This is a genomic window from Microbulbifer variabilis (genome assembly GCF_020524905.1).
In the GTDB taxonomy this organism is placed as follows: Bacteria; Pseudomonadota; Gammaproteobacteria; order Pseudomonadales; family Cellvibrionaceae; genus Microbulbifer; species Microbulbifer variabilis_A.
In genome coordinates, this window is sequence record NZ_JAIVKI010000006.1 from 110,958 (window position 1) to 130,969 (window position 20,012).

The following is a 20,012-nucleotide window of genomic DNA, read 5'->3' on the forward strand; positions in this document are numbered from 1 at the left end:
CTTTCGTGGCCCTGGGGGTTCCCAGCTTTCAGCTGAACTTGGAGAGAAAAATGCGAAACCTACGCAGAAGTGGCGGCTTCACTTTGATTGAAGTCATGGTGGTGATTGTGATCCTAGGTGTTCTGGGCGCCATGGTGGTGCCCAGTGTTCTAGGCAAAACCGGCGAAGCCCGTATGAAGGCCGCTCGCGTCGATCTTCGCGCTATCGAGACGGCTCTTGATATGTACCGCATGGATAACTTTGTGTACCCAAGCTCTGATCAGGGACTGGAAGCACTGGTTACGCGCCCCTCTGGTTTCCCTGAGGCAAAAAACTGGACTGAACCCTATTTGAAAAAAACTCCCAAGGATCCCTGGGGTAATGAGTATCAGTACATCAGTCCCGGCAGTGCCGGCGCGTTCGACCTGTTCACTCTGGGTGCCGATGGCAAGCCGGGTGGAGAGGGTCAAAATGCCGATATTTTTGCTGCTGACCTGTAATCTGGATTAAACAGCACTCGATGTATAAGCGACTAGCCCGCACTGGGCTTAAGCGTAATCGCGGTTTTACACTGGTCGAGATACTGGTGGTGATTGTCATCATCGCCAGCTTGGCTGGGATGGCCGTGATGTCCCTCGGTAGTTCCGGGGCGCGTGTGTGGGAAGGGGAGACCCAGCGTCTTTCCGCCCTGTTACAGCTGGTCGCCGACCGGGCGCTGATCGACAAAGTCCACTACGGTGTTGTTCTTGAACCGGAATCCTATACCGTGGTGCGGTTCGATCCGTCTTCTATGACCTGGCAGGCGCCGGATATGGCAGCCGCAGGCCGGCGCAGCCAGCGATTTGCTGCCCATGAATTCCCCGCCAATGTGCGCCTTGAGGTACTTGAAGAGGCGGAACTCCCCTCTACTCAATCCACCGAGTTTGCCGAAGAGCAGGGCGACGAAGAAAATATTAAGCCACAGTTTGTTGCCTTATCGAGTGGTGAAGTTCTACCGGTGAAGGTGGCAGTATTCCTAATCGAGGATGGCGACTATGCCCGTGGCGCCACAATTTCCTACAGCAGCCTGTATGGCCTGCAATTAGAGTGGCAAGCCGATGACCTTTAAGCGCAAGCTCATGGATCGCCAGGGTGGTTTTACCCTGGTAGAGGTTTTAATTGCCCTGGTCATCTTTGGCGTTATCGCCGCCAGTGTATTGCGTACCATGCAGAGTAGTGTCCAGCGCCAGCGGGTAATGGAGGAACGGCTCGCTGCCAATTGGGTGGCGCAACAGGTGCTTTCACAGGTTCGTGTGCAAACTCCCTGGCCTCCGATTGGTGAGAAAAAGGAAGAGGTGTCCTTTGCGCAGAGAGATTGGGAAGTGACCGCAAAAGTGGAAGCAACCACTGAAGAACGTCTGCGCCATATCACTATTAAAGTGGGTTATCCCGATGCCGAAAACCCAACCCTGACATTGGATGCCTGGGCGGCGGAGGAGTAGCCTCGATGCAGATTCCCCAAATAAAAGGCCAGTCTGGCTTTACTCTGGTTGAAGTACTCGTTGTACTGGTATTGGTGGCGATCATTAGTGTCGGCTCATTTTCCCTTCTGGAAATTTTCCATAGCACCGATAGCGTTGTTGAGCGACGCGCAGAAGAGCTACGCCGTTTTTCCATGGCGCTGTACCGTCTGGAGGATGATCTGCGCCAAGTTACGGCGCGACCGATAAAGAATGCCTACACGGGTTATGAACCTGCATTTCGTGGCGATCAGGATGAATTCGAATTTACTCGCCTGGGGGCGGCAAACCTCACTACTGAGCCGCGTGGTGAACTTCAGCGGTTGGGTTACAGTATTGGCTACCCCGAGAGTGATGAACGGAGCTCCTTTACAGAAGAGGAAGACACGGGAGCCCTATTATTACGCAGCCGCTGGCAGGTTCTGGATCGCGGACCGGATTCGGAACCCATTGTAGAGCCCCTGCTAGCCGGTGTTGAAAGCCTGACTTTACAGTATTTTGACCCGAATTCTGATGCCTGGGTTGCCCAGTGGCCACCTGCTGGCACTCCTACATCCCCGACCAGCGCCGATAGCCGACTACCAAAAGCCATCGAAATTGTATTACTGACCCGCCAGTACGGTGAAATTCGCCGGGTCTTCTCTTTCTCATCGGTAGCCTTTAGCCCCGCAGGAGGTGGTAACCCAGGAAGTGGTAATCCAGGAGGTGGTAACCCTGGGGGTAATAACTCCGATGGTGGAAATGACGATGAGCGGAAGTAAGTCGATGAAGACTTTGCGTCGTCAAAGAGGCGTTGCCTTGATCACCGTACTATTGGTGATGGTGATCGCTATTGCCCTGGTCTCGCATGCCATTATCCGTGACCAGATTTCCATTACCCGCAGTGGTGCTCTTCTAGCCAATACACAATTAGCTGAGTTTGTCGCGGGGGCCGAGGCCTGGAGCCGGGTTGCGTTACTCAAGGATTTTGAAGAGGATAAAGACGCAGCTCAACCTGCCGATCATGCCCTCGAGGCCTGGGCTTCACCGGCGTTGCAGTTCAATCCGGATAACGGAAAAATACGCATTAATATCAAAGACTTAAACTCTTGTTTTAATGTAAATAACTTGGTCTCAAGCAATAATGGCAATGACCAGTTTGATATCTTTCGCAGGTTGGTGAGCAATGTCACTGGAAAATCTGATTTGGCTGGAACTATCGCTGATTGGATGGATGACAATGATATGCCGCGCTCTTCCGCAACTGAGGATGATGGCTATCTCGGTAGGGATCTTGCCCACCGCACACCAGATACCTTGATCAGTGATATATCAGAACTGTCTTCTGTGCAGGGGATGGAATTGGAGGACTGGCAAAAACTGGCCCCATTCCTCTGTGCGTTGCCAGAGACGGAGACCAAAATCAATATCAATCTAGCTTCTCAGGAGCTGGTTGAGGCGGTGGACCCCTCCGCAAGTGTGAGCAAGTTACTGCAGTTTCGTGAGTCCGGCGGCATCCTCAGCCAGTCGGGAGACTTGTCTTCCTATGGCATCACCAAAACCGGCCAGTTTATGTTTCACAGTCAGCACTTTCTGGCGCGCATTGCTGTCCAACTCGGAGATAGCGAAGACTACCGCCAGTACTGGGAGACAGCCCTATGGCTCGATGAGGCTGGGGACGGCGAAGTAAAAGTTGTGCAGCGCCAGCGCCGCACTTTTTCTGGTGCAATGATGCAGGAATTACTCGACTACAAAGCACCGTAGCGAGAGTAGATAGTTGATAGCCAAAAGATTGTATGTTTAAGAAGAAAAGCGTAAATGAAATCGGCATGCCTGCAGTGCCACCTAAGCCAGCCTTGGTTCTGCTGCGTCTCACTGAGACAAGCGCCAATGAACTTGCCCTGCATCAATGGGGGGATGGCGTTTGGCGTGAAGCCGCTTTAGATGATGAATTCCTTTCAGCTTTTAATCCTGATTTCGAAGCGTCGGCCGAGCCCGATATCCACCCTTCTCTGAACCTGCCAGAGGGCAGCAAAGCACTGCTGCTTTTACCAGGTAACTGGGTCTGGAGTGGTGTTGAGTCTATTCCCAAGGCGGCGAGACGCCAGGCCAATGCCATTGGTTATATGGTGGAAGAACAGCTCGCGGAAGATGTGGAAGATCTGCACTTTGTCTGCACACCGCGCAATGGCGATATCTGTAGTATTTATGCGATCTCCAAGGGCAAGATGGAAATTTTGCACAGCCAGATTGAGCGGCTCAACTGGCCGTTGGTTGCGGCGCTGCCGGAATATCTCCTGCTGGATCTGTTGGAGAGTGATGTCTCTCTATGGCTCGATGGTGACCAGGCTCATGTTTGGCAGTCGAGTGGCCAGGGATTATCAATCCGCCGTGAATACCTCCAGCCACTACTTGGCTCTCTGCTGGGTGAGGTTGTTTCTGCTGAAGAAGAAGCCAATGAAGAGGCTGAGGGGAAAAAACTACTGCTGCTGGGTGCTGGCGAAGAGGATGGTCTTGTTGTAGCGGAGCTTGAGTCCCTTTTTGCCGATCGCCTTCAGATGAATCAGCGCCCCCCAGAAGAAGTTTTTCTGGAGCGTTATAAGCCGGGTAAGCTCAGTAACTTGCTGAGTGGCGATTACCAGCTAGCCAGCGGCAAAACCGAGTCGGTTTGGTGGGCAAAACCGGCAAAAGTAGTCGTTTTTTGTTTTGCGGCCCAGCTGCTTTTCTTTGTCGGTGCCGGAGCCTATTACCACTGGCAGGCTGAGCAGGCCGAGGAGCAGGCCCGCACTATGTTCGCGGAGATGTTTCCCAATGTTCGCCCTTCCGCTCAGCTACGCCGTCAACTTGATGGATTTTTGAAGAATGCAGGAAATCAGGGTGGCGCTTTTGCCACTCATATGCAACAGCTGAGTAAAGTGTGGACTGAGCAGCGAGGCAAAGAGATGGAGCTGCAGTCCCTGCGCTTCGATGGGCAACGAGGAGAAATGGTATTACAGCTCAAAGCGCAAACTCTCTCAGATCTGGATACTTTTGTCAGCAAACTCTCCAGTAATGGTCTACGTGCTGATTTACTCGGTGCCAATGAACTGAAGGAAGGCGTTTCCGGGCGGGTACGCGTGCAATAAAGGCGCAGTGTATTAGACGAAAAGAACTCGGTAGTTATAGCAGCATGAAAGAACAAATCGAACAGTGGAAACAGAAGTGGCAGGCGCTGTCCCCTAGTGATCAACGTGCCCTGAGTATTCTCAGCCTATTCGCAGGCGGATTATTTATTGTCTACGGCCTGTTCAGTCCGGCCAAAGGCTTTTTTGATGAATCCCGCGCTCGAGCAGAAGAGTCTCGGGAGCTGGTTCAGTGGATGGAATCCCAACGCCCCGTACTCTCCCGTATACAGCCCAATGGAATGGACGGTCAAGCCTCCGGTACCTTGTTACAGCGGGTGACGAATGCAGCCAAACAAAACCGGGTTACTATTAAGCGTTTTGAGCCGGAAGGGGAAACCCGTATTCGCTTGTGGGTTGAAGAAGTGCGATACCAGGATCTTCAACCATGGTTGAATCAGCTGATGAAAGAGCAGCTAAGTGTTCGCACTATCAATCTCGATGCTCTCCAGGAGCAGGGCATGGTATCCGCGCGCCTGACAATTGAGGGGTGAGGGTAACTCTGCCAGTTGCTATGGAAATGGGGAAAAGCCGGAGAGTGAATTCGGCATTTCTCAAAGGCTCGGGGAGTGTTCTATCAGTCTCCCCCTCTTTACGACAGCGTGCTTCCCTCAGGCAAAAAGATACTCCTCTGTCCCACTTCTTACCCACACCCCCCTAATTTAGCCAGAATTGTCGCCAAAAGCCCTATACTGAAGTCAGGAAAAGGAAAAAGGTGCCATCATGCTTTTCAAAGATGTAACCACCAAGCACTTGGTTGAAGTGGCCGATGTTGTCACGCTCTCAAATCCGTATGAACTGACCGTTGTTGGGCGTTATTTGTGGGGAGAAGAGATCCAAGACCCCGAAGTTTTCGATAAGACAGATCTGTGTTTTCTGTCCGGTGAGCCACTGCCCAGATGTTGGCATGACAGTCGCTACCGTGAGAAGGAAGTCCGACGCTTGCGCTGTGGCACCCACGCTCAGGAAGATGGAGACTATTATCAGGGCGCCTGAACTGCCAGTCATGTGAAGTGGTATGCTGACGGCACTATTCGGCAAGTCTTACCAGCAGCTGGTAAGCGCTGTACAATGCGCGCCAATTTTTATAAGCGAAGATTTGCATGACTTTTGAGCAGTTTGAAGAGTATTCCCTGTGGTTGGGAATTGGCGCCCTTATCCTATTCATGGTGTTTATTGTCTGGAACCTGGCCAAGGACTCTAAAGCGGGTAAATTTGGTACCTTTATCCTGTTCATCGCGCTGGGCCTTGGATTGCTCGGGTTTCTTATAAAAACAGTACTGGTTGAAGTACTAGGGATAGGCTAGGGACCTCTATGTCACGGGATACCCAATGCTCCAGGGAAGGTCGCTATGACATTATTTGATCGCCCTGAACTCAAGGTGCAGAAGGATAGACGCATCTGCCGTGCCACCGATATGCGTATTGCCAAATACAGTCGGCGGGGCATGGTGCTCTCATTTTGTGCCTTTTTAATCGCGGCCACCATAGGTGACATGCGGTTGGAGGCCCCGAGGTTGCTATTGATCCTGGGAGCCGGGCTAGTAGTACTTACGCTGATTCGTGGTTACTACGTATTCCGCTTTGGTCACCTATACAGTTCGGGGCCGAATCGCTGGCGAAATCACTATTTTTTCGTCTCGATTCTCGGCTCTATCTGGTGGGGTCTCACGCTATTCTATTTTGTCTACCTGATGGGGTTTGCCCCAGAGACCCACTTCCTGTGGATCTACTCCGTCATCTTTTGCTCCAGTGTTACCACGGTATTCTCACCCTATCATCGCTTTCTCACCTGGTTTACCGTGACCTCCCTGTTGCCAGCTGCCCTCATGGCACTCTTTTCCGGCATGATCCTCGGCACCATCTACGGAACCCTTACTCTGGCCTTTATCTGGCTGACTGCACACCAGGGGCGACGGGAGTCAGAAAACTACTGGGAGCGGCTGTCGGCAATGCAGGAGTTACAGCAGCGCGCCAGTAGCCTTGCAGCTGCACGCAAGCACTCGGAAGCGGCAGTTGAATTGACCAATGAATTTATCGCAAATATTGGTCAGGAATTCCGTAGCCAATTGTCAGATGCTTTGGGCGCCCTGTCTCTGTTGGAGGCGGAACCACTCAGTGAGCGACAAAAAGAGTGGGTAGGGCTGGCCAAAACCGCCAGTAGCCAGCAGCTCAAGCTGGTCGATAATGTAGGTCTCTTTACTCGTGTTGCCCGCAAGGACATCCGTATGCGCCAGGGGCCATTTAACCTGGTGAAAACGATTGAGAAGTCCTTCAAATTTGCCGCGCGTGCTGCACACAGCCAGGCTCTGGAATTCAATTTCCAGATTGATGACAGCCTGCCGGTGATGGTCACTGGGGATAATCGCAAGACAGCCCAGCTGATTCGCAATCTGGTGGACTCCGCTACAGGTATCGCTCAGCGCGGAGAGCTGTGGGGCGAGGTGAGTTTTACCCCTATTACTTCGGTTGAAGGGCAGCTGAGTATTACCCTGAGAGATGACGGCCGTGGTGAAATCCTGCCCGATGAAAGTGAATTATTCGGTGCCTTTTCCAGAATGGATACGAACCAAGTGACTACGGGCCTCGGACTCTCCATCGCAAAGGGACTGGCGGAAGCAATGGGGGGCTACCTGCAGCTGCATTCCAACCAGGATGGCAATCGCTATCAGGCGGTAGTCAAGTTCAGCATCGAACCCAATCAGCGAACTTACCTCACCCCGGATCGGCGTTTACAAGATAGTGAGATTTTGCTGATTCACCAGAAAGGCCTATTTATTTCCGGTCTGGTTCAGATGTTGCGTTCCTTCGGTATGGATGTGAAATCCCAGCGCTGGTGCGAAGGCTGCGAATGTGAGGTACAACAGCTGCTGCAACAGGCTTTGGAACGAGGTCAGTTGGTGATGCTGGTGCCCGCTATGGGAGATGACATTCTTTTTGAGTCTGTGACTCCTTTCTTTGAAAAGGCCCATACCGAAGATCGTGATTGCCCGCTGATATGCCTCGGCGGCTTTGGTCAGAAGTCCACCTTCGCACAGCTGCAACGACTTGTACCTTCGGCGCTTTACCTTGGCCGTCCGATAACCCGCAAAGAGTTGCACGATACCCTGGTGGAGAGAATCTTTGGCGGCGCCAAGCGAACCACCCGGCGTGTAGTAAAAGGCGGCGCCGATCAGCCGCGGCAATATTCTTTGCTATTAGTGGAAGATTCCCGCCCGCACCAATGGGTGACGGAGGAGATGTTACAAGCACTTGGTTACCAGGTGGACATTGCCAGCGATGGTGAAGAGGCTTTGGTCCGTTTGTCCGAAGGACATTACGACCTGGCTTTGGTGGATTGCCAACAAAATACCGATCACAGTGCCGAGATAATTGAGATGCTGCGCCGCTGGGAAACAGAGCACAGACCCGATGACCGATTGCCAATTGTCGCTCTGACCAGCACTACGGAAGAGCAGTTTGAAGGGCGTTGTTTGGCGGCGGGAATGGATGATTACCTGACCAAACCCTTGAGTAAGGATTTGTTACGGGAGACTTTAGCCCGTTGGTTGGGTAGTGCTTAAATCCGTTTGAGCAAGGCTGTCATACTTAGTTGTGGGAATGAAAAAGCCGCGGCAATTGCCGCGGCTTTTTTGTGCTTAGAATTCGTAGCGAATTCCCATGCGGGCGCTCCAAAGAGAAGCGTCTGTAACGCGGGTTTGACCAGCTGGATCGTTAAATTTGTTAAATACAAAACGACCCTGCTCATCAATGCTCGCATCTACAGCAGCCTGGAAGCGTGGGAAGGCACCCTCGTACATTACTCCCCAATCGTCGTTTAGCAGGTTGCCAAGGTTCTCGATGATAAAGAAAGCATTGAGTCTGTCGTCTGCGCGCCAGCCTGGCAGTTCCTGGTCAATACGCAGGTCGAATTTGGTCCACCAATCGCTGCTTAAGGAGTTACGCTCCATCGTACCGCTATCCAGGTCTTCAGAGTCGACCCATGCGAAGAATGCGTCGGTATCGAAGTCATCCCCAAAGACAACATTGGCATCGTCTAAGCCTGTTGGAACATAGAGCAAACCGCGGCCTCGTCCCCCATCACCAAAGATATAATTGGAGAAAGTGTAAGAGTAGGGAACGCCTTCATTTGCGCTACCAAAGAGGGTAAAGCGGGTTTCATATCCGGCAAGAAACTCACGGGCGTAGTCCAACTTCAGAGTAAAACGGTGGGGTACCACATAGTTAGAAGTCGCTGTGCCTGGGTCCTGGGCGTCTACGGTGGCGATAGTTGTGTAGTTAGAGTAGGCCACTGAGCTGGTCATGGGATTCACGTCTTCAGCATCGGTATAGGCGTATCCCACCGCTACATTCAGACCGAAGTCGAAGGATTTACTGAGCCCTAATGAGATAACACTGGAATAACCGGAATCACCCTTAACATTGGTGAGCATGTAGTCGCCCCTGCGGCCATTAGCGTTGGCGTAAACCGGACGGCCATCGGCTGCTGTACTAACTTGCTCTAAAGATAGGTCTTGAATAATGGCTGCATCTTTATAGTCGCTGTAAAGATAGTCTGCAGAGAGTAGATAACCAGACTCAAACTCATAGCTTCCCCCAACTGCATATTTCCAAACTGATGGAACCTCAAAGTCAGGGTCCATCATATTTACGCCACCTAAAGAGCCTTCTCCACTAGCAACTTGATCGTAAAGGGATTGTGGTACGTCGAAAATTGGAGTGCCGTTACCAGTCCAGTCCATATCAAATAAAGGTGTGCCACTGCTATCACTTGCCTCAATTTGTATAACACCGTTATTGGAGTAATTGTTGGAAATCCATACATTCGGATTGCCACCCGAGTAGAGGCCAACCCCTCCGTGTAGCTCCAGGTTGTCATCGACATTCCAGCTCAAGCCCAATCGGGGTTGCAGCAGGTCGAGACCGTCCATGGTATGTTGGTTGGAGAAGCCATAGGCTGCTGTGAAATCTGTATTGGCAACAGGCTCATCATCACTACTATAACGATCGTAGCGCAGGCCGGCGACAACTGTGAGATCGACGTCGGCAAAAGTGTACTCATCCTGAACGTACAGAGTGTCGATGTCGTATGCAAATTCAGCGGCGGCATCCAAGATATTATTGGTACCAGTAGCATTCTCATAAATAATTAAGTCGGCAACGCCTTGCTCAAAATTTTCAATACTACTAAAACGATATTCACCCGCGGCTTCTTGAATAAACAGGTTGTAAATATCGAAATTTTCGTGCTCGTAGCCGGCAGTCAGGTTGTGCTCACCCAAAAGCAATTTGCCGGCGAGTTTAAAGGTCAGGTTATCATAGCTCAGCTTGTTAGCGTGACGGGAGTCATCAGCACCGAGATAAACAGTAGCATCTGTGTCACTGCCATCGTTGTCATGATCGTAGGAAGTGCTGATTTGAACTTCACCAAAATCAGTACCTCCCAGGGAAATTTGTCGGTTATCCAGCTCGGAATAACCAATCTTCATTTCAGTAGAGAAAATGTCACTCCAATCTGAAAATAACTGTACAACGTAGGAGTTCAGCTCTGCACCGCGCTCATAAAAGTGATTGGACAGTTCCAGCTCATCGGGATCACCATCGGACTCGGCGATAGAAAAGCCATCGTTGTAGTTATAAGTAAATGCCGCGCGATGGTTTTCAGAAATATTCCAGTCAAACTTAACTAGTAGTTTTTCATCTTCTTCTGGAAGGCTACTGGGCAGACTGCCCGGATTGTAACCGTAGACTTCGTTGGAAATTCGTACAATTTCGTCCAGTTGAGCCTGGGATACGCCCTGGACTTCAGTAGCGGCATTGCTTCCAACTGGGCCCCGGTCAAAAGTAGCTACACCATCGAGTTTTTCATAGGCTGCAAAAAAGAAAAGCTTATCCTCGATAATGGCACCGCCAAGTGTTGCGTTGTAACGCTTTTCATCAAACTTGGCGACGTTGATATCCTCTCCCTCTAGAGAGTCTCCACGAAAACCATCATCGGTATAGTCATAGAAAAAAGAACCGTGCCACTCATTGCTGCCGGATTTGGTCACAGCGTTGATATTACAAGCGCTGAAGCCACCATACTGTACGTCAAATGGTGCCAGCTCAACGGCTACCTGATCGATAGCGTCATAGGAGAATGGCATACGCTCAGTTGGATAGCCGTTGCTATTCAAACCAAAGTTGTCATTCATTCGCACGCCATCAACAGTCAGGCTGTTGAAACGAGGATTGGCTCCCGCACATTGAACGGAGTCTGCATAGGCCTCATCAATATAAACACGTGGGTCAAGACGCAGTAGGTCCTTGATATCACGACCACCAGTCGGTGCACTTGTTAAATCGTCGCTGTTGAAGTGGGAAGAGGGGCCCACTGCCAATCGAGAGCTGCTCAAAGCCTGGCCAAGAACGCTGACTTCTTCAAGGCTGGATGAGCCCAGAGTTAACATTAGGGGCAGGGTATCGCCTACGGATAAGTAGATATCTTCGAATACCCTTTTTCCTTGATCGGATTCAACCGTCACTATGTAGGGGCCGCCAACACGAAGGCCACTTACATTAAACTGACCGGACTCTCCCACCTGTGTTGTGCGTCGGCTGTTAGAGGGAGTATGAACCACCGTGACTTTTGCATCGCTGATTACTTCGCCACCACTACCAGTGATAGAACCGCGAATGGCTGCGGCGGTTTCTTGTGCGTAAGTGACTTGTGTTGAACCAATCGCGGAGATAATCGCGGCGGATAAGCACATGCGCCGGAAAAGTGAAGGTTTCATAACTAAATCCTGGTCTTAAATGAGCCAACAGCGTGGCTTAGAGGGTACTGGTTGTAATCGGCTCCCGAGACGCTTCCCCAGGTCTCGGCCAGTGTGCTTTTTAGCGGGTGAAATTGAAGGGCAGGTTAACGATTTGTTGCAATTTGGTAACAAATTAGTAGAACGCGATTTATGAATAACCATTTGTCACAAATGTTTATTAAGGTAGCTGCAAATTTCTATAACGGATACTCGAGATGGGTAAGCTGAAAAAAATAATCTGTATAAATATTGTACTTGTGGGGATGTTCAGTGTTCTCAAGGTTCATGCCTGGGGGGACGATGGCCATAGAGTGGTTGGGGAAATTGCTTGGCGCTATTTGACCCCAGATGTAGCCGCAGAAGTCGAACTTCTTCTAGACGAGGTTGGGGAGTCACATCTGGCGGAGTCGGCTACCTGGGCGGATCGAATCCGCTCTAATGAGCAATACAACTGGGCTGCCCCCATGCACTATATCAATCTGTCGCGCGACTGGCGCAGCTATGTTGCGGCGAGAGACTGTCCTCCGGCGGGTTGTATTCTGAAGGCTATCCAGCAGTTTGAAGAAGTTCTTGCAGATCGCAGTCGATCAGGTACAGAGCGCGCTGAGGCCCTGATGTTTATCGCACACTTTGTGGGCGACCTACACCAACCCCTGCACACAGGTCTCTACTCAGATAGAGGCGGGAATGATGTAGTGGTGCAGTTTTTTGGAGAGGAAACCAATTTGCATGCGCTTTGGGATATCCATCTCGTCTCACGGATAGTTAGCGATTGGCAGGGTTATGCTAAAGAGCAGACAGAAAAAATCGGTGCGGCCCAGAGCCGGCTTTGGCAGTCTACAAATGCTGCACACTGGGCCAAAGAGTCCCACCAGCTGGCACATAAACTGGCTTATACCAATGAAATTCAGTTGGGCGAAAAGTATTTCCTGCGTTGTCGGGATTCCGTGGAAATGCGCTTACAACAAGGTGGTGTACGCCTGGCTGCCGTGATTAATAGAGCCCTGGGTGAGGGATCTCTTGAGCTGGTCGATCACTAATACGAATATCAGAAATTACTGATAAATATTTCTTAGTGGAGCTGATAACTTCAGCTCCAGGCTTACAATGTATTTAGCAAAATAATTTCAACCAGGCGCTCTTTGTAAAGGTAGCGAGCGCTTTTGCAAAGTGCGCATTATTCGAGAAGGCATTTAGATAACCCCTTCCCAAAGAGATGTTGTGAATATAACAGCATCTCTTTTCCATCCTATTGATGAGAAATCTGTCTAACTATTTGTTTGGCAGGTTTTTGGGCGCCTACTAAATGGATGGAATCGGCGGCTGTGACTAATCTTTCGTCACTTCACTTTGTGATGAGAAAAAATAATGAAAAAGCCGCAATTGTGCCGAAAACTACTCGCCTCATTTTTCCAGGTATTTCCCCTTATTCCCGTCACCGCGGTTTATCTCGCCAATATAGAGCCAGCCAGGGCAGATTGTACGGTCTCTGGAACCACTGCCACCTGTACCGGCGATATCACTGAAACCATTGAATACACCGATGGCTCTGTGACCGAAGTGATCCTTGAGGATCAGACCTCCGCGCTATCGGCCGATGATGGCATCATTTTGACGGATATCGAATCTGACGGCGAAGATGCATCCGAACTGATAATCACCATCGAAGAATCTGATTACGGCATCGATGTGACCGATACCGCCATTGAGATCATTGCCGAGGGGGGAGATGGAGAAAGCGCCTCCGGCACTAGCGGCGCCGCCGGCGAGGCTGGTGGTATGACCAATGAGGTGAGTGTCACCATTGATGACGCGCCTGTCACTGCTGGCGGTGCGGGTATTCTGGGTATCAGTTATGGGGGCTCTGGAGGGGATGGCGCTTTTGACGAGAATGAGCTCGATGAAACCACTGGCGGCGCTGGCGGCGCGGGCGGCGTTGCGGCGTCGGTCGTTATAGAGCTTTCGGAGGAGATGACCTTTATCAGTCAAGATGGCATCGGTATCCAGGCCAGTGTTAAGGGCGGTGATGGCGGAAACGGTGGTGATGCTAACACCAATTTTTTTGCCGATTCTTATGGTGGCGCCGGCGGGGATGGCGGCGAAGTTGCGGGTGTCAATATCAAAAATGTTGATTCTTCTGGCGAGGTGACAGGCTCTATCTCGATTACCAGTAGCGGTGACTACGATCACGGCATCGTCGCGGAACTGGTTGGCGGTGATGGCGGCCAGGGGGGGATTGGCTCGGGGGATACCAGTTATGGCGGGGATGGTGGTAACGGCGGCGTCGCCAATGATGCGGACGTTACCCTGGAAGAAGTGACGATCACCACCAGCGGTGAGGAGGCCCAGGGACTGCTGGTGCGCAGTTATGGCGGAGCGGGCGGTGCCGGTGGGCAGCCCGGCGTGGCGTTTAGCGTGAATGGCGCCGATGGCACGGCGGCGGCCGGTGGTGAGGTCAATATCGCCTTTACCGGCTCTATCACCACCTCTGGCACTGAAGCGCGGGCCATGCTGTTTCAGTCGGTGGGCGGTTTCAGTGGCGACGGCGGCGATGCCGGCAGCTCCTTCAATGCCTATGGTGCGAACACTACCTCTGCCGAGGCCGATGGCGGCGCCATTACGGTCAGCATTGGCAGTGGCAGCTCGCTGACGACAACCGGCGATGTGGCTCCGGCCCTTACTGCGCACAGTGTGGGTGGCAGCGGTGGAGCTGGCAGCTCCTCTAACGATATCAGTGCGCTCGGCAGCTCGGGCAGCTCAGGTGGTGACGGCGGAGAAGTTAACGTCACCATAGATGACGCCAGCTTTTCCACTGCGACCGAAAAATCGACGGCGATCCTACTGCAGAGTATCGGCGGCGGTGGCGGCAGCGGCGGATCATCGACAGGAATCACAGCAGTCGGCGGTTCTGGTGGCAGTGGTGGTGATGGGGGAGAGGTATTTCTCACCGTCAGCGAAGCGACGATTACCACGGCAGACGACAATTCCTACGGTATCAGTATCGCCAGTATCGGCGGTGGTGGCGGAACGGCGGGCTCCGCTAGTGGTATCGAGTCAGTCGGTGGCACCGGTGGCGATGGCGGCAGTGGGGATAAAGTGCAGCTCGAAGCAGACGAGCTAACCATTACTACCGAGGGTGATGATTCGGATGCGATTCTAATTCAATCCCTCGGCGGCGGTGGTGGCGATGGTGGTGGCGCCTTCTCCCTAAGTGCCGAGTTCTCGGCCGCTTATGGGGGCACGGGTGGAGATGGTGGCACGGGTGGTGAGGTGATCATCAAGCCGGATACGGATAGCAGTTTGTCCATCACCACCAGCGGCTCACGCTCCTCTGGCATCGTGGCTCATTCTATCGGAGGTGGTGGCGGCACCGGTGGCGCCGATATTTCGATCAGCGCCGGTATTCTGGTTGACGTCGATCTTGGCATGAGTGGTGGCGGCGGCAACGGTGCAGATGCTGATTCGGTTACGGTCGACATCGATGCCGATGTGATGACCTCGGGCAACCACTCCAAGGGCATCGAAGCCCGCTCCGTGGGTGGGGGCGGCGGCAGTGCCGGCTACGACATTTCAGTCAGTGATGCCACCGGGCTGGATTTTTCTTTCACTACCGGCGGGACCGGTGGTGAAGCCGGCGATGGTGAGGAGGTGACCGTGGACATTAGCGGCTCCATTACCACCACTGGCGATTTTTCCTCGGCCCTGGTGGCGGAATCCATCGGTGGTGGTGGTGGTGACTCCTCTTACTCCTTCAATGGTACCGGTTGGGATATTGGCTCCCTCGAAGTCACTCAGGGCGGTAGTGGCGGTGAGGGCGGTGATGGCAACGAGGTTAATGTCACCAGCAGTAGCACTATTTCCACAGACGGATACTCCTCACACGGAATCTACGCTCTGAGCCTCGGCGGTGGTGGCGGCGATGCAAGTTGGGCTTTTTCTGGCGACGCCTTCGAAATGGCAAGCGTGAATGTTGCCGTCGGTGGCGAAGGCGGTGACGGCGGTGATGGTGATCAAGTCTGTGTTGTTACTGAGTCAGAAAGCATAACCGTGATGGAAGACCAGTCTTACGGTATTTATGCCCAATCGATTGGCGGCAATGGTGGTAGTTCCTCTTTTACCATCGCCGGTGATGTCTCGGGCGGAGCGTCGGTGAATCTAAGCACCGGGGGAGATGGTGGCGCCGATGGCAATGCCGACAATGTCGAAGTGACTTCAGCCAGTACTATCAAAACTGAGGGTGACAGCGGGTTTGGTATCTTTGCCCAGAGTGTTGCCGGAACCGGGGGCAGTGCGGGTATGACGGTTTCTGGCAGTGTCGTCGAATTTGGCAATGTTGAAGGTTCAGTGGAAGGCAGCGGCGGTGATGGCGGCAGTAGCGGTACGGTGACCGTGAACAATACCGGTAGCATCACTACCGAGGGCAACAATGCCATTGCAATTTATGCCAACTCCAATGGCGGCGGTGGCGGCTCGGCCACCGGCAGTATTTCGGCGTCCGGTTTGACCATGGATGATGTGACCTATGCCATCGGCGGCAATGGAGGCACCAGCGGCACGGGCGGAGACGTTTCGGTAACCAGTAGCGGCACATTATCGACGGAGATGCCGAACGCGACGGGCATCAAGGCAACCAGTACCGGCGGTGATGGCGGTAATGGTGGCTTTGCTTTTACCGGCGGCCTTGATGCGAGTGAATATGTCGCCGGCAATGTATCGGTCACTGTTGGTGGTGATGCCGGCAGTGGCAATACCGGCGGGGGTGTCACGATTGATAATACTGGCGATATCACTACCTCAGACATCTTTGCGACAGGGATTACCGCGGTTTCCACCGGAGGCAGTGGAGGTACCGGTGGCTCGGTGTATTCGGGCCAGATTGAGGCATCTTCCGGTTATTCCGCCGATGTCGATGTCACCATCGGCGGTGATGGCGGTGATTCCGGGCAGGGTGGCGATGTGAAGGTCACCAATTACGGGACTATTAGTACCTCTAGTTTCTACTCCCACTCAATCTTTGCCAAATCGGTCGGTGGTAATGGAGGTTCTGGGGGGAGTGCCTACACAGTTTCCCTAATTGGAACTCAAGATGGCTCTATTTCTTTTGACCTTTCTCTCGGTGGCAGCGGTGGCGAAGGGGCTGTCGCTGGAGAAGTGACCGTGGATAACTATGGTGAATTGACAACCGTAGAAGGCAGCTCAGATGGCATCCATGCCTCTTCGATTGGTGGTAACGGGGGTACTGGTGGAAATGCGGGTTCAATCATAATCGATATCACGACCGATTCAGCTCAAAGCCTGGCGGCGATATCGGCAACGATTGATGTGGGCGGTTCCGGTGGCAGTGGAGCGGATGCGGATACCGTAACCGTCAACAATTACGAAAGTATTACCACCTCGGGTGAGGTGGCCAGTGGCATCTTTGCCCAATCCGTTGGCGGCGGCGGTGGGGCCGGTGGCTCCGCATCGAGCTATGTGGTGCAAGTGGCAACCTCTAGTGACAGCGGTTCCAACGATACCGATTTTGAATTGACGGTTTCCATTGGCGGCGACGGTGAAGGCGGCGGCGATGGCGAAGACGTGAACGTCACTAACACCGAAACACTGACGACGTCAGGCATCGCCTCCCATGGCATTTTTGCTCAGTCCATTGGTGGTGGTGGCGGTACTGGCGGCGACGGCGGCGGTGGCATTCAAGCCTTTACCAGCAATGATGTGGCCGATGATATTGCCACCTTTATCAGTGCAATCGACACGGTTGCCGGCTTTAGCCTGACGTCTTTGGTTGCCGATTATGAGATTGAGGTTGGTGGCTCGGCCGGTGTCTCCGGTGATGCCGGCGCGGTGACCGTCACCAACAGTGGTGATATCACTACATCAGGGGACAGCGGTGCCGCCATCGTTGCTCTTTCGGTAGGCGGTGGAGGTGGCTCCGGAGGCGATGGCTCTGGCGGCTTTCTTACCAAAGTCGCCCTTGCCGAAGGCGGCAGTGGTGGCGGTGATGGCGATGACGTCACGATCACCAACAGCGGCACCATTTCCACTTCCGGTAAGGGGGCCATGGGTATTTATGTGCAATCTGTTGGCGGTGGTGGCGGTACTGCAGGGGACCCTGAATTAGGGCTCGGCGTGATTTCCAGCGAACTCAATATCGGCCTCGGCGTAGCGGCCTCGGGCGATTCCGGCGATGGCGGCAATGCCGGCGATGTGACCATCTGTGTCGATGGGGAAATCATCACCAGCGGCGATTACGCCCATGGTGTCTGGGCCCAGTCGATCGGCGGCGGCGGTGGCGCGGCTGGATCGGAAGCCGATGATACCTACCTGGGCGGTAGTGCCGGCGCGGGCGGAAATGGCGGCAAGGTCACGGTCGAAACCACCGAAGAGATCGAGGTCTCCGGGGAATGGTCTGTCGGCATCTTTGCCCAGTCGGTTGGCGGTGTCTCCGGTGACAATAGCAACAGTAATTATGACAACACCGCCGGCGATGTAGAGATCATTGTGGGGGACGATATTAGCGCAACCGGCACGAGTTCCCGCGCCATTCTGGCACAGAGCCAGGGCTCGGAAAGCAGCGGAAGCATCAGTATCACCATAAAAGACGATGCCGAGGTGCTGGCCGACCGAGACGCAGATTCCGCCATTGTGCTGATCGATGGCGACAGCAATACCATCACCATTGAGGAGGGCAGTACCCTGGTGCGCGATCTCGACAACAGCGGTGGCTTTGGCTATACCGTGGACGCCACGGGTGGAACGGTCACTATCCAAAATGCAGGCACCTTTACCGGCTCCGTCTCTCTCGACTTTAGCTATGACCAATACCTGACCAACGAGAGTACCGGCACTCTGCAGCTCGGCACCAACTTCTCTATGGGAGATGACTCAACGACAAATGAGCTCAAAAACGAGGGGCTGATGACGGCAGGATTCGTGGATGAAATCTGGACCAGCGATGTGGCAGTCAAGTTGATCGTCCAGGATACCAGCGGCATCCTGTGGGTCGACTATGAGATGGGCGACAGCGAGGACGACGGCAGTGCCGACCTGATCTCGACTAGCCTTGAGGCCATACTGAACGGTTTTGTGGAACCCAATATCATCTCCGGCACCAACCTGCTGACCTCTGGGGAAAGCGGCACGGTCACCATATTCAAAGCGGATGAGGTGTATAGCGATATTGGCTTGAGCATCGACAGCGACAGCGTCACCGTGTCCTATGCGCTGGATTTTAATGACGACGAAACCGAACTTTATATGACCTATACGGTGGACTATTCCGCATCCACTACCACCACCTCCTCGGACGATGACTCGGATAGTGCCACTGCCCTGGGGGCCAATGCATCGGGGCAGACCACCTTGATCAAAACCCGTTCGCCACTATCGAAAGAGTCGCTGTCTTTTGTCTCTTATCTGGATAAGATCATTGTCGATGTGCGGGATACCTTTGATGACGGCTCGGATGAATATTCGGATATGTCCGATATGACGACATTGTTCCTGAAAACCAACTCGACTTCTGATCTCGATACCTATTATCGCGAACACAACCCCAATGAATCCGGTGCGTCGGGAATCATTGCATCGCGGACGGTAAGAATCGTACACGACTTGCTGAATAGTTGCCCGAATCTCGACCACACATCCTTGGATCAGTTTATGCTCCAGGAATCCTGTGAATGGGGAATGATTACGGGCAACAATTTTGACCAGGACAGAACTAATTACAACCCAGGATATGACGAGCATTGGGTGGGGTTGATGGGTGGAGTCCAGCGGGAAATTCGTCCAAAACTCTTATACGAGGTGGCTGTCGGTTTCGATCGATTTTGGTTGGATGACACCAATTTCAAACAGGATGGTTATCGCCTCCAGGGCGGTGGCGCCATCAAGAAAGAAATCGGCGAGACAACACTGTCAGCCATGCTTAGCGCTGGCCTTTTTGATTACAACTATTCTCGTAGCTATCACACCTATAGCGGCAGTTATAAGGCAAAGAGTAGCCCGTTTGGTGGCTTTATCGGCGGCGAGTTGCGTGCCTCGAAAGTATTTACCAATGGTGATTATCTGATAAAGCCAGCTATTGGACTGATGGCCATGCAGGTTTGGCAAGAAAGTTTCCGGGAAAAGGGCAAAGGCGACTTTAATTGGTCGATCGATAATTTGTCTAAGGGCTTTGCTGCCGTGAGGCCTGCGGTGGAATTTGGGGAAAGTCTAAATTACGGTGACTTGTCGGGAATAATCTATACCCGCTTTGGAGTAACGGCGTTTTTGAACGACCCGGATGTGAAAATGGATGCTCGCTATTCGAGCTTTGATGGGGCCCTGTCAACTTTCGGGTTTGACCTTGATAACGACCGGGTTTACGGTGAATTTTCAGCAGGTTTGGAACTGACGGTTAACGAAAACTTCATTCTCTCCTTCATTGCTCGAGGGGCTGTTTCGGAAAACACACGCCAGGCAGGTGGGTCAGTACAGCTTCGGCACAGATTTTAGGAACAATAGAGTTTAAAGCTGTAGTTTGGGCTTTACGCGATAACACCTGAACTTCTTCGAAGGCATTTTCCATATAAGCCCGAGTTACTACAGCTTTACTC

13 protein-coding genes are annotated in these 20,012 nt (G+C 52.7%); 12 read left to right on the top strand and 1 reads right to left on the bottom strand.

Going from position 1 to position 20,012, the window contains the following annotated elements; genetic code table 11:
* The first annotated feature begins 50 nt into the window (after nt 1-50).
* From gspG to LC073_RS09335, 10 genes are all read left to right on the top strand, one after another.
* Entirely contained in the window at nt 51-479 is a 429-nt protein-coding gene (gene gspG / locus LC073_RS09290) for a type II secretion system major pseudopilin GspG (RefSeq protein WP_226646361.1), read from the top strand.
* Nucleotides 480-499: 20 nt separating this feature from the next.
* Complete coding sequence (locus LC073_RS09295) at nt 500-1,087, top strand: prepilin-type N-terminal cleavage/methylation domain-containing protein (protein WP_226646363.1); 588 nt, start codon at nt 500-502, stop codon at nt 1,085-1,087.
* Nucleotides 1,077-1,460, top strand: a complete 384-nt coding sequence (gene gspI / locus LC073_RS09300) for a type II secretion system minor pseudopilin GspI (protein WP_226646365.1) — start codon at nt 1,077-1,079, stop codon at nt 1,458-1,460. Before LC073_RS09295 ends, gspI begins: the two co-directional genes overlap by 11 nt.
* Nucleotides 1,461-1,465: 5 nt before the next feature.
* On the top strand, nt 1,466-2,239 hold the full coding sequence (gene gspJ / locus LC073_RS09305; RefSeq protein WP_226646367.1) for a type II secretion system minor pseudopilin GspJ: 774 nt from the start codon (nt 1,466-1,468) through the stop codon (nt 2,237-2,239).
* Complete coding sequence (gene gspK / locus LC073_RS09310) at nt 2,226-3,221, top strand: type II secretion system minor pseudopilin GspK (RefSeq protein ID WP_226646369.1); 996 nt, start codon at nt 2,226-2,228, stop codon at nt 3,219-3,221. The genes gspJ and gspK overlap by 14 nt, the downstream gene beginning before the upstream one ends.
* Nucleotides 3,222-3,253: 32 nt before the next feature.
* Nucleotides 3,254-4,582: a type II secretion system protein GspL gene (gene gspL, locus LC073_RS09315; RefSeq protein WP_226646370.1), complete on the top strand. Its 1,329-nt coding sequence runs from the start codon at nt 3,254-3,256 to the stop codon at nt 4,580-4,582.
* A 44-nt stretch (nt 4,583-4,626) separates the two neighbouring features.
* Nucleotides 4,627-5,112, top strand: coding sequence for a type II secretion system protein GspM (gene gspM / locus LC073_RS09320; RefSeq protein WP_226646372.1), 486 nt, complete (start codon nt 4,627-4,629; stop codon nt 5,110-5,112).
* A gap of 229 nt (nt 5,113-5,341) precedes the next feature.
* Nucleotides 5,342-5,614 carry a hypothetical protein gene (locus tag LC073_RS09325; RefSeq protein WP_020412888.1) on the top strand — a complete coding sequence of 91 codons (273 nt, stop codon included), beginning with the start codon at nt 5,342-5,344 and terminating at the stop codon, nt 5,612-5,614.
* Nucleotides 5,615-5,721: 107 nt separating this feature from the next.
* Entirely contained in the window at nt 5,722-5,925 is a 204-nt protein-coding gene (locus tag LC073_RS09330; protein ID WP_226646373.1) for a DUF2788 domain-containing protein, read from the top strand.
* Nucleotides 5,926-5,970: 45 nt separating this feature from the next.
* A complete protein-coding gene (locus LC073_RS09335; RefSeq protein WP_226646374.1) occupies nt 5,971-8,181 on the top strand; it encodes a response regulator in 2,211 nt (736 codons plus the stop codon).
* A 75-nt stretch (nt 8,182-8,256) separates the two neighbouring features.
* On the opposite strand, the gene LC073_RS09340 is transcribed toward LC073_RS09335, so the two are convergent.
* Nucleotides 8,257-11,394, bottom strand: coding sequence for a TonB-dependent receptor (locus LC073_RS09340; protein WP_226646375.1), 3,138 nt, complete (start codon nt 11,392-11,394; stop codon nt 8,257-8,259).
* A 236-nt stretch (nt 11,395-11,630) separates the two neighbouring features.
* Between LC073_RS09340 and LC073_RS09345 the strand changes: the two genes are divergently transcribed.
* Nucleotides 11,631-12,455 (top strand): S1/P1 nuclease, encoded by an 825-nt coding sequence (locus LC073_RS09345; protein ID WP_226646376.1) that lies wholly within the window; start codon nt 11,631-11,633, stop codon nt 12,453-12,455.
* Between the two features lie 328 nt (nt 12,456-12,783).
* Nucleotides 12,784-19,911, top strand: a complete 7,128-nt coding sequence (locus tag LC073_RS09350; protein WP_226646377.1) for an autotransporter outer membrane beta-barrel domain-containing protein — start codon at nt 12,784-12,786, stop codon at nt 19,909-19,911.
* The last annotated feature ends 101 nt before the right edge of the window (nt 19,912-20,012 follow it).

Bases quoted from the DNA above. Each gene is read 5' to 3' on its own strand.
- gspJ (WP_226646367.1), top strand. From the start codon at position 1,466: ATGCAGATTCCCCAAATAAAAGGCCAGTCTGGCTTTACTCTGGTTGAA.
- LC073_RS09330 (WP_226646373.1), top strand. From the start codon at position 5,722: ATGACTTTTGAGCAGTTTGAAGAGTATTCCCTGTGGTTGGGAATTGGC.
- LC073_RS09350 (WP_226646377.1), top strand. From the start codon at position 12,784: ATGAAAAAGCCGCAATTGTGCCGAAAACTACTCGCCTCATTTTTCCAG.
- LC073_RS09335 (WP_226646374.1), top strand. From the start codon at position 5,971: ATGACATTATTTGATCGCCCTGAACTCAAGGTGCAGAAGGATAGACGC.
- gspM (WP_226646372.1), top strand. From the start codon at position 4,627: ATGAAAGAACAAATCGAACAGTGGAAACAGAAGTGGCAGGCGCTGTCC.
- gspI (WP_226646365.1), top strand. From the start codon at position 1,077: ATGACCTTTAAGCGCAAGCTCATGGATCGCCAGGGTGGTTTTACCCTG.
- gspL (WP_226646370.1), top strand. From the start codon at position 3,254: ATGTTTAAGAAGAAAAGCGTAAATGAAATCGGCATGCCTGCAGTGCCA.
- LC073_RS09340 (WP_226646375.1), bottom strand. From the start codon at position 11,394: ATGAAACCTTCACTTTTCCGGCGCATGTGCTTATCCGCCGCGATTATC.
- LC073_RS09325 (WP_020412888.1), top strand. From the start codon at position 5,342: ATGCTTTTCAAAGATGTAACCACCAAGCACTTGGTTGAAGTGGCCGAT.
- gspK (WP_226646369.1), top strand. From the start codon at position 2,226: ATGAGCGGAAGTAAGTCGATGAAGACTTTGCGTCGTCAAAGAGGCGTT.
- LC073_RS09295 (WP_226646363.1), top strand. From the start codon at position 500: ATGTATAAGCGACTAGCCCGCACTGGGCTTAAGCGTAATCGCGGTTTT.
- LC073_RS09345 (WP_226646376.1), top strand. From the start codon at position 11,631: ATGGGTAAGCTGAAAAAAATAATCTGTATAAATATTGTACTTGTGGGG.
- gspG (WP_226646361.1), top strand. From the start codon at position 51: ATGCGAAACCTACGCAGAAGTGGCGGCTTCACTTTGATTGAAGTCATG.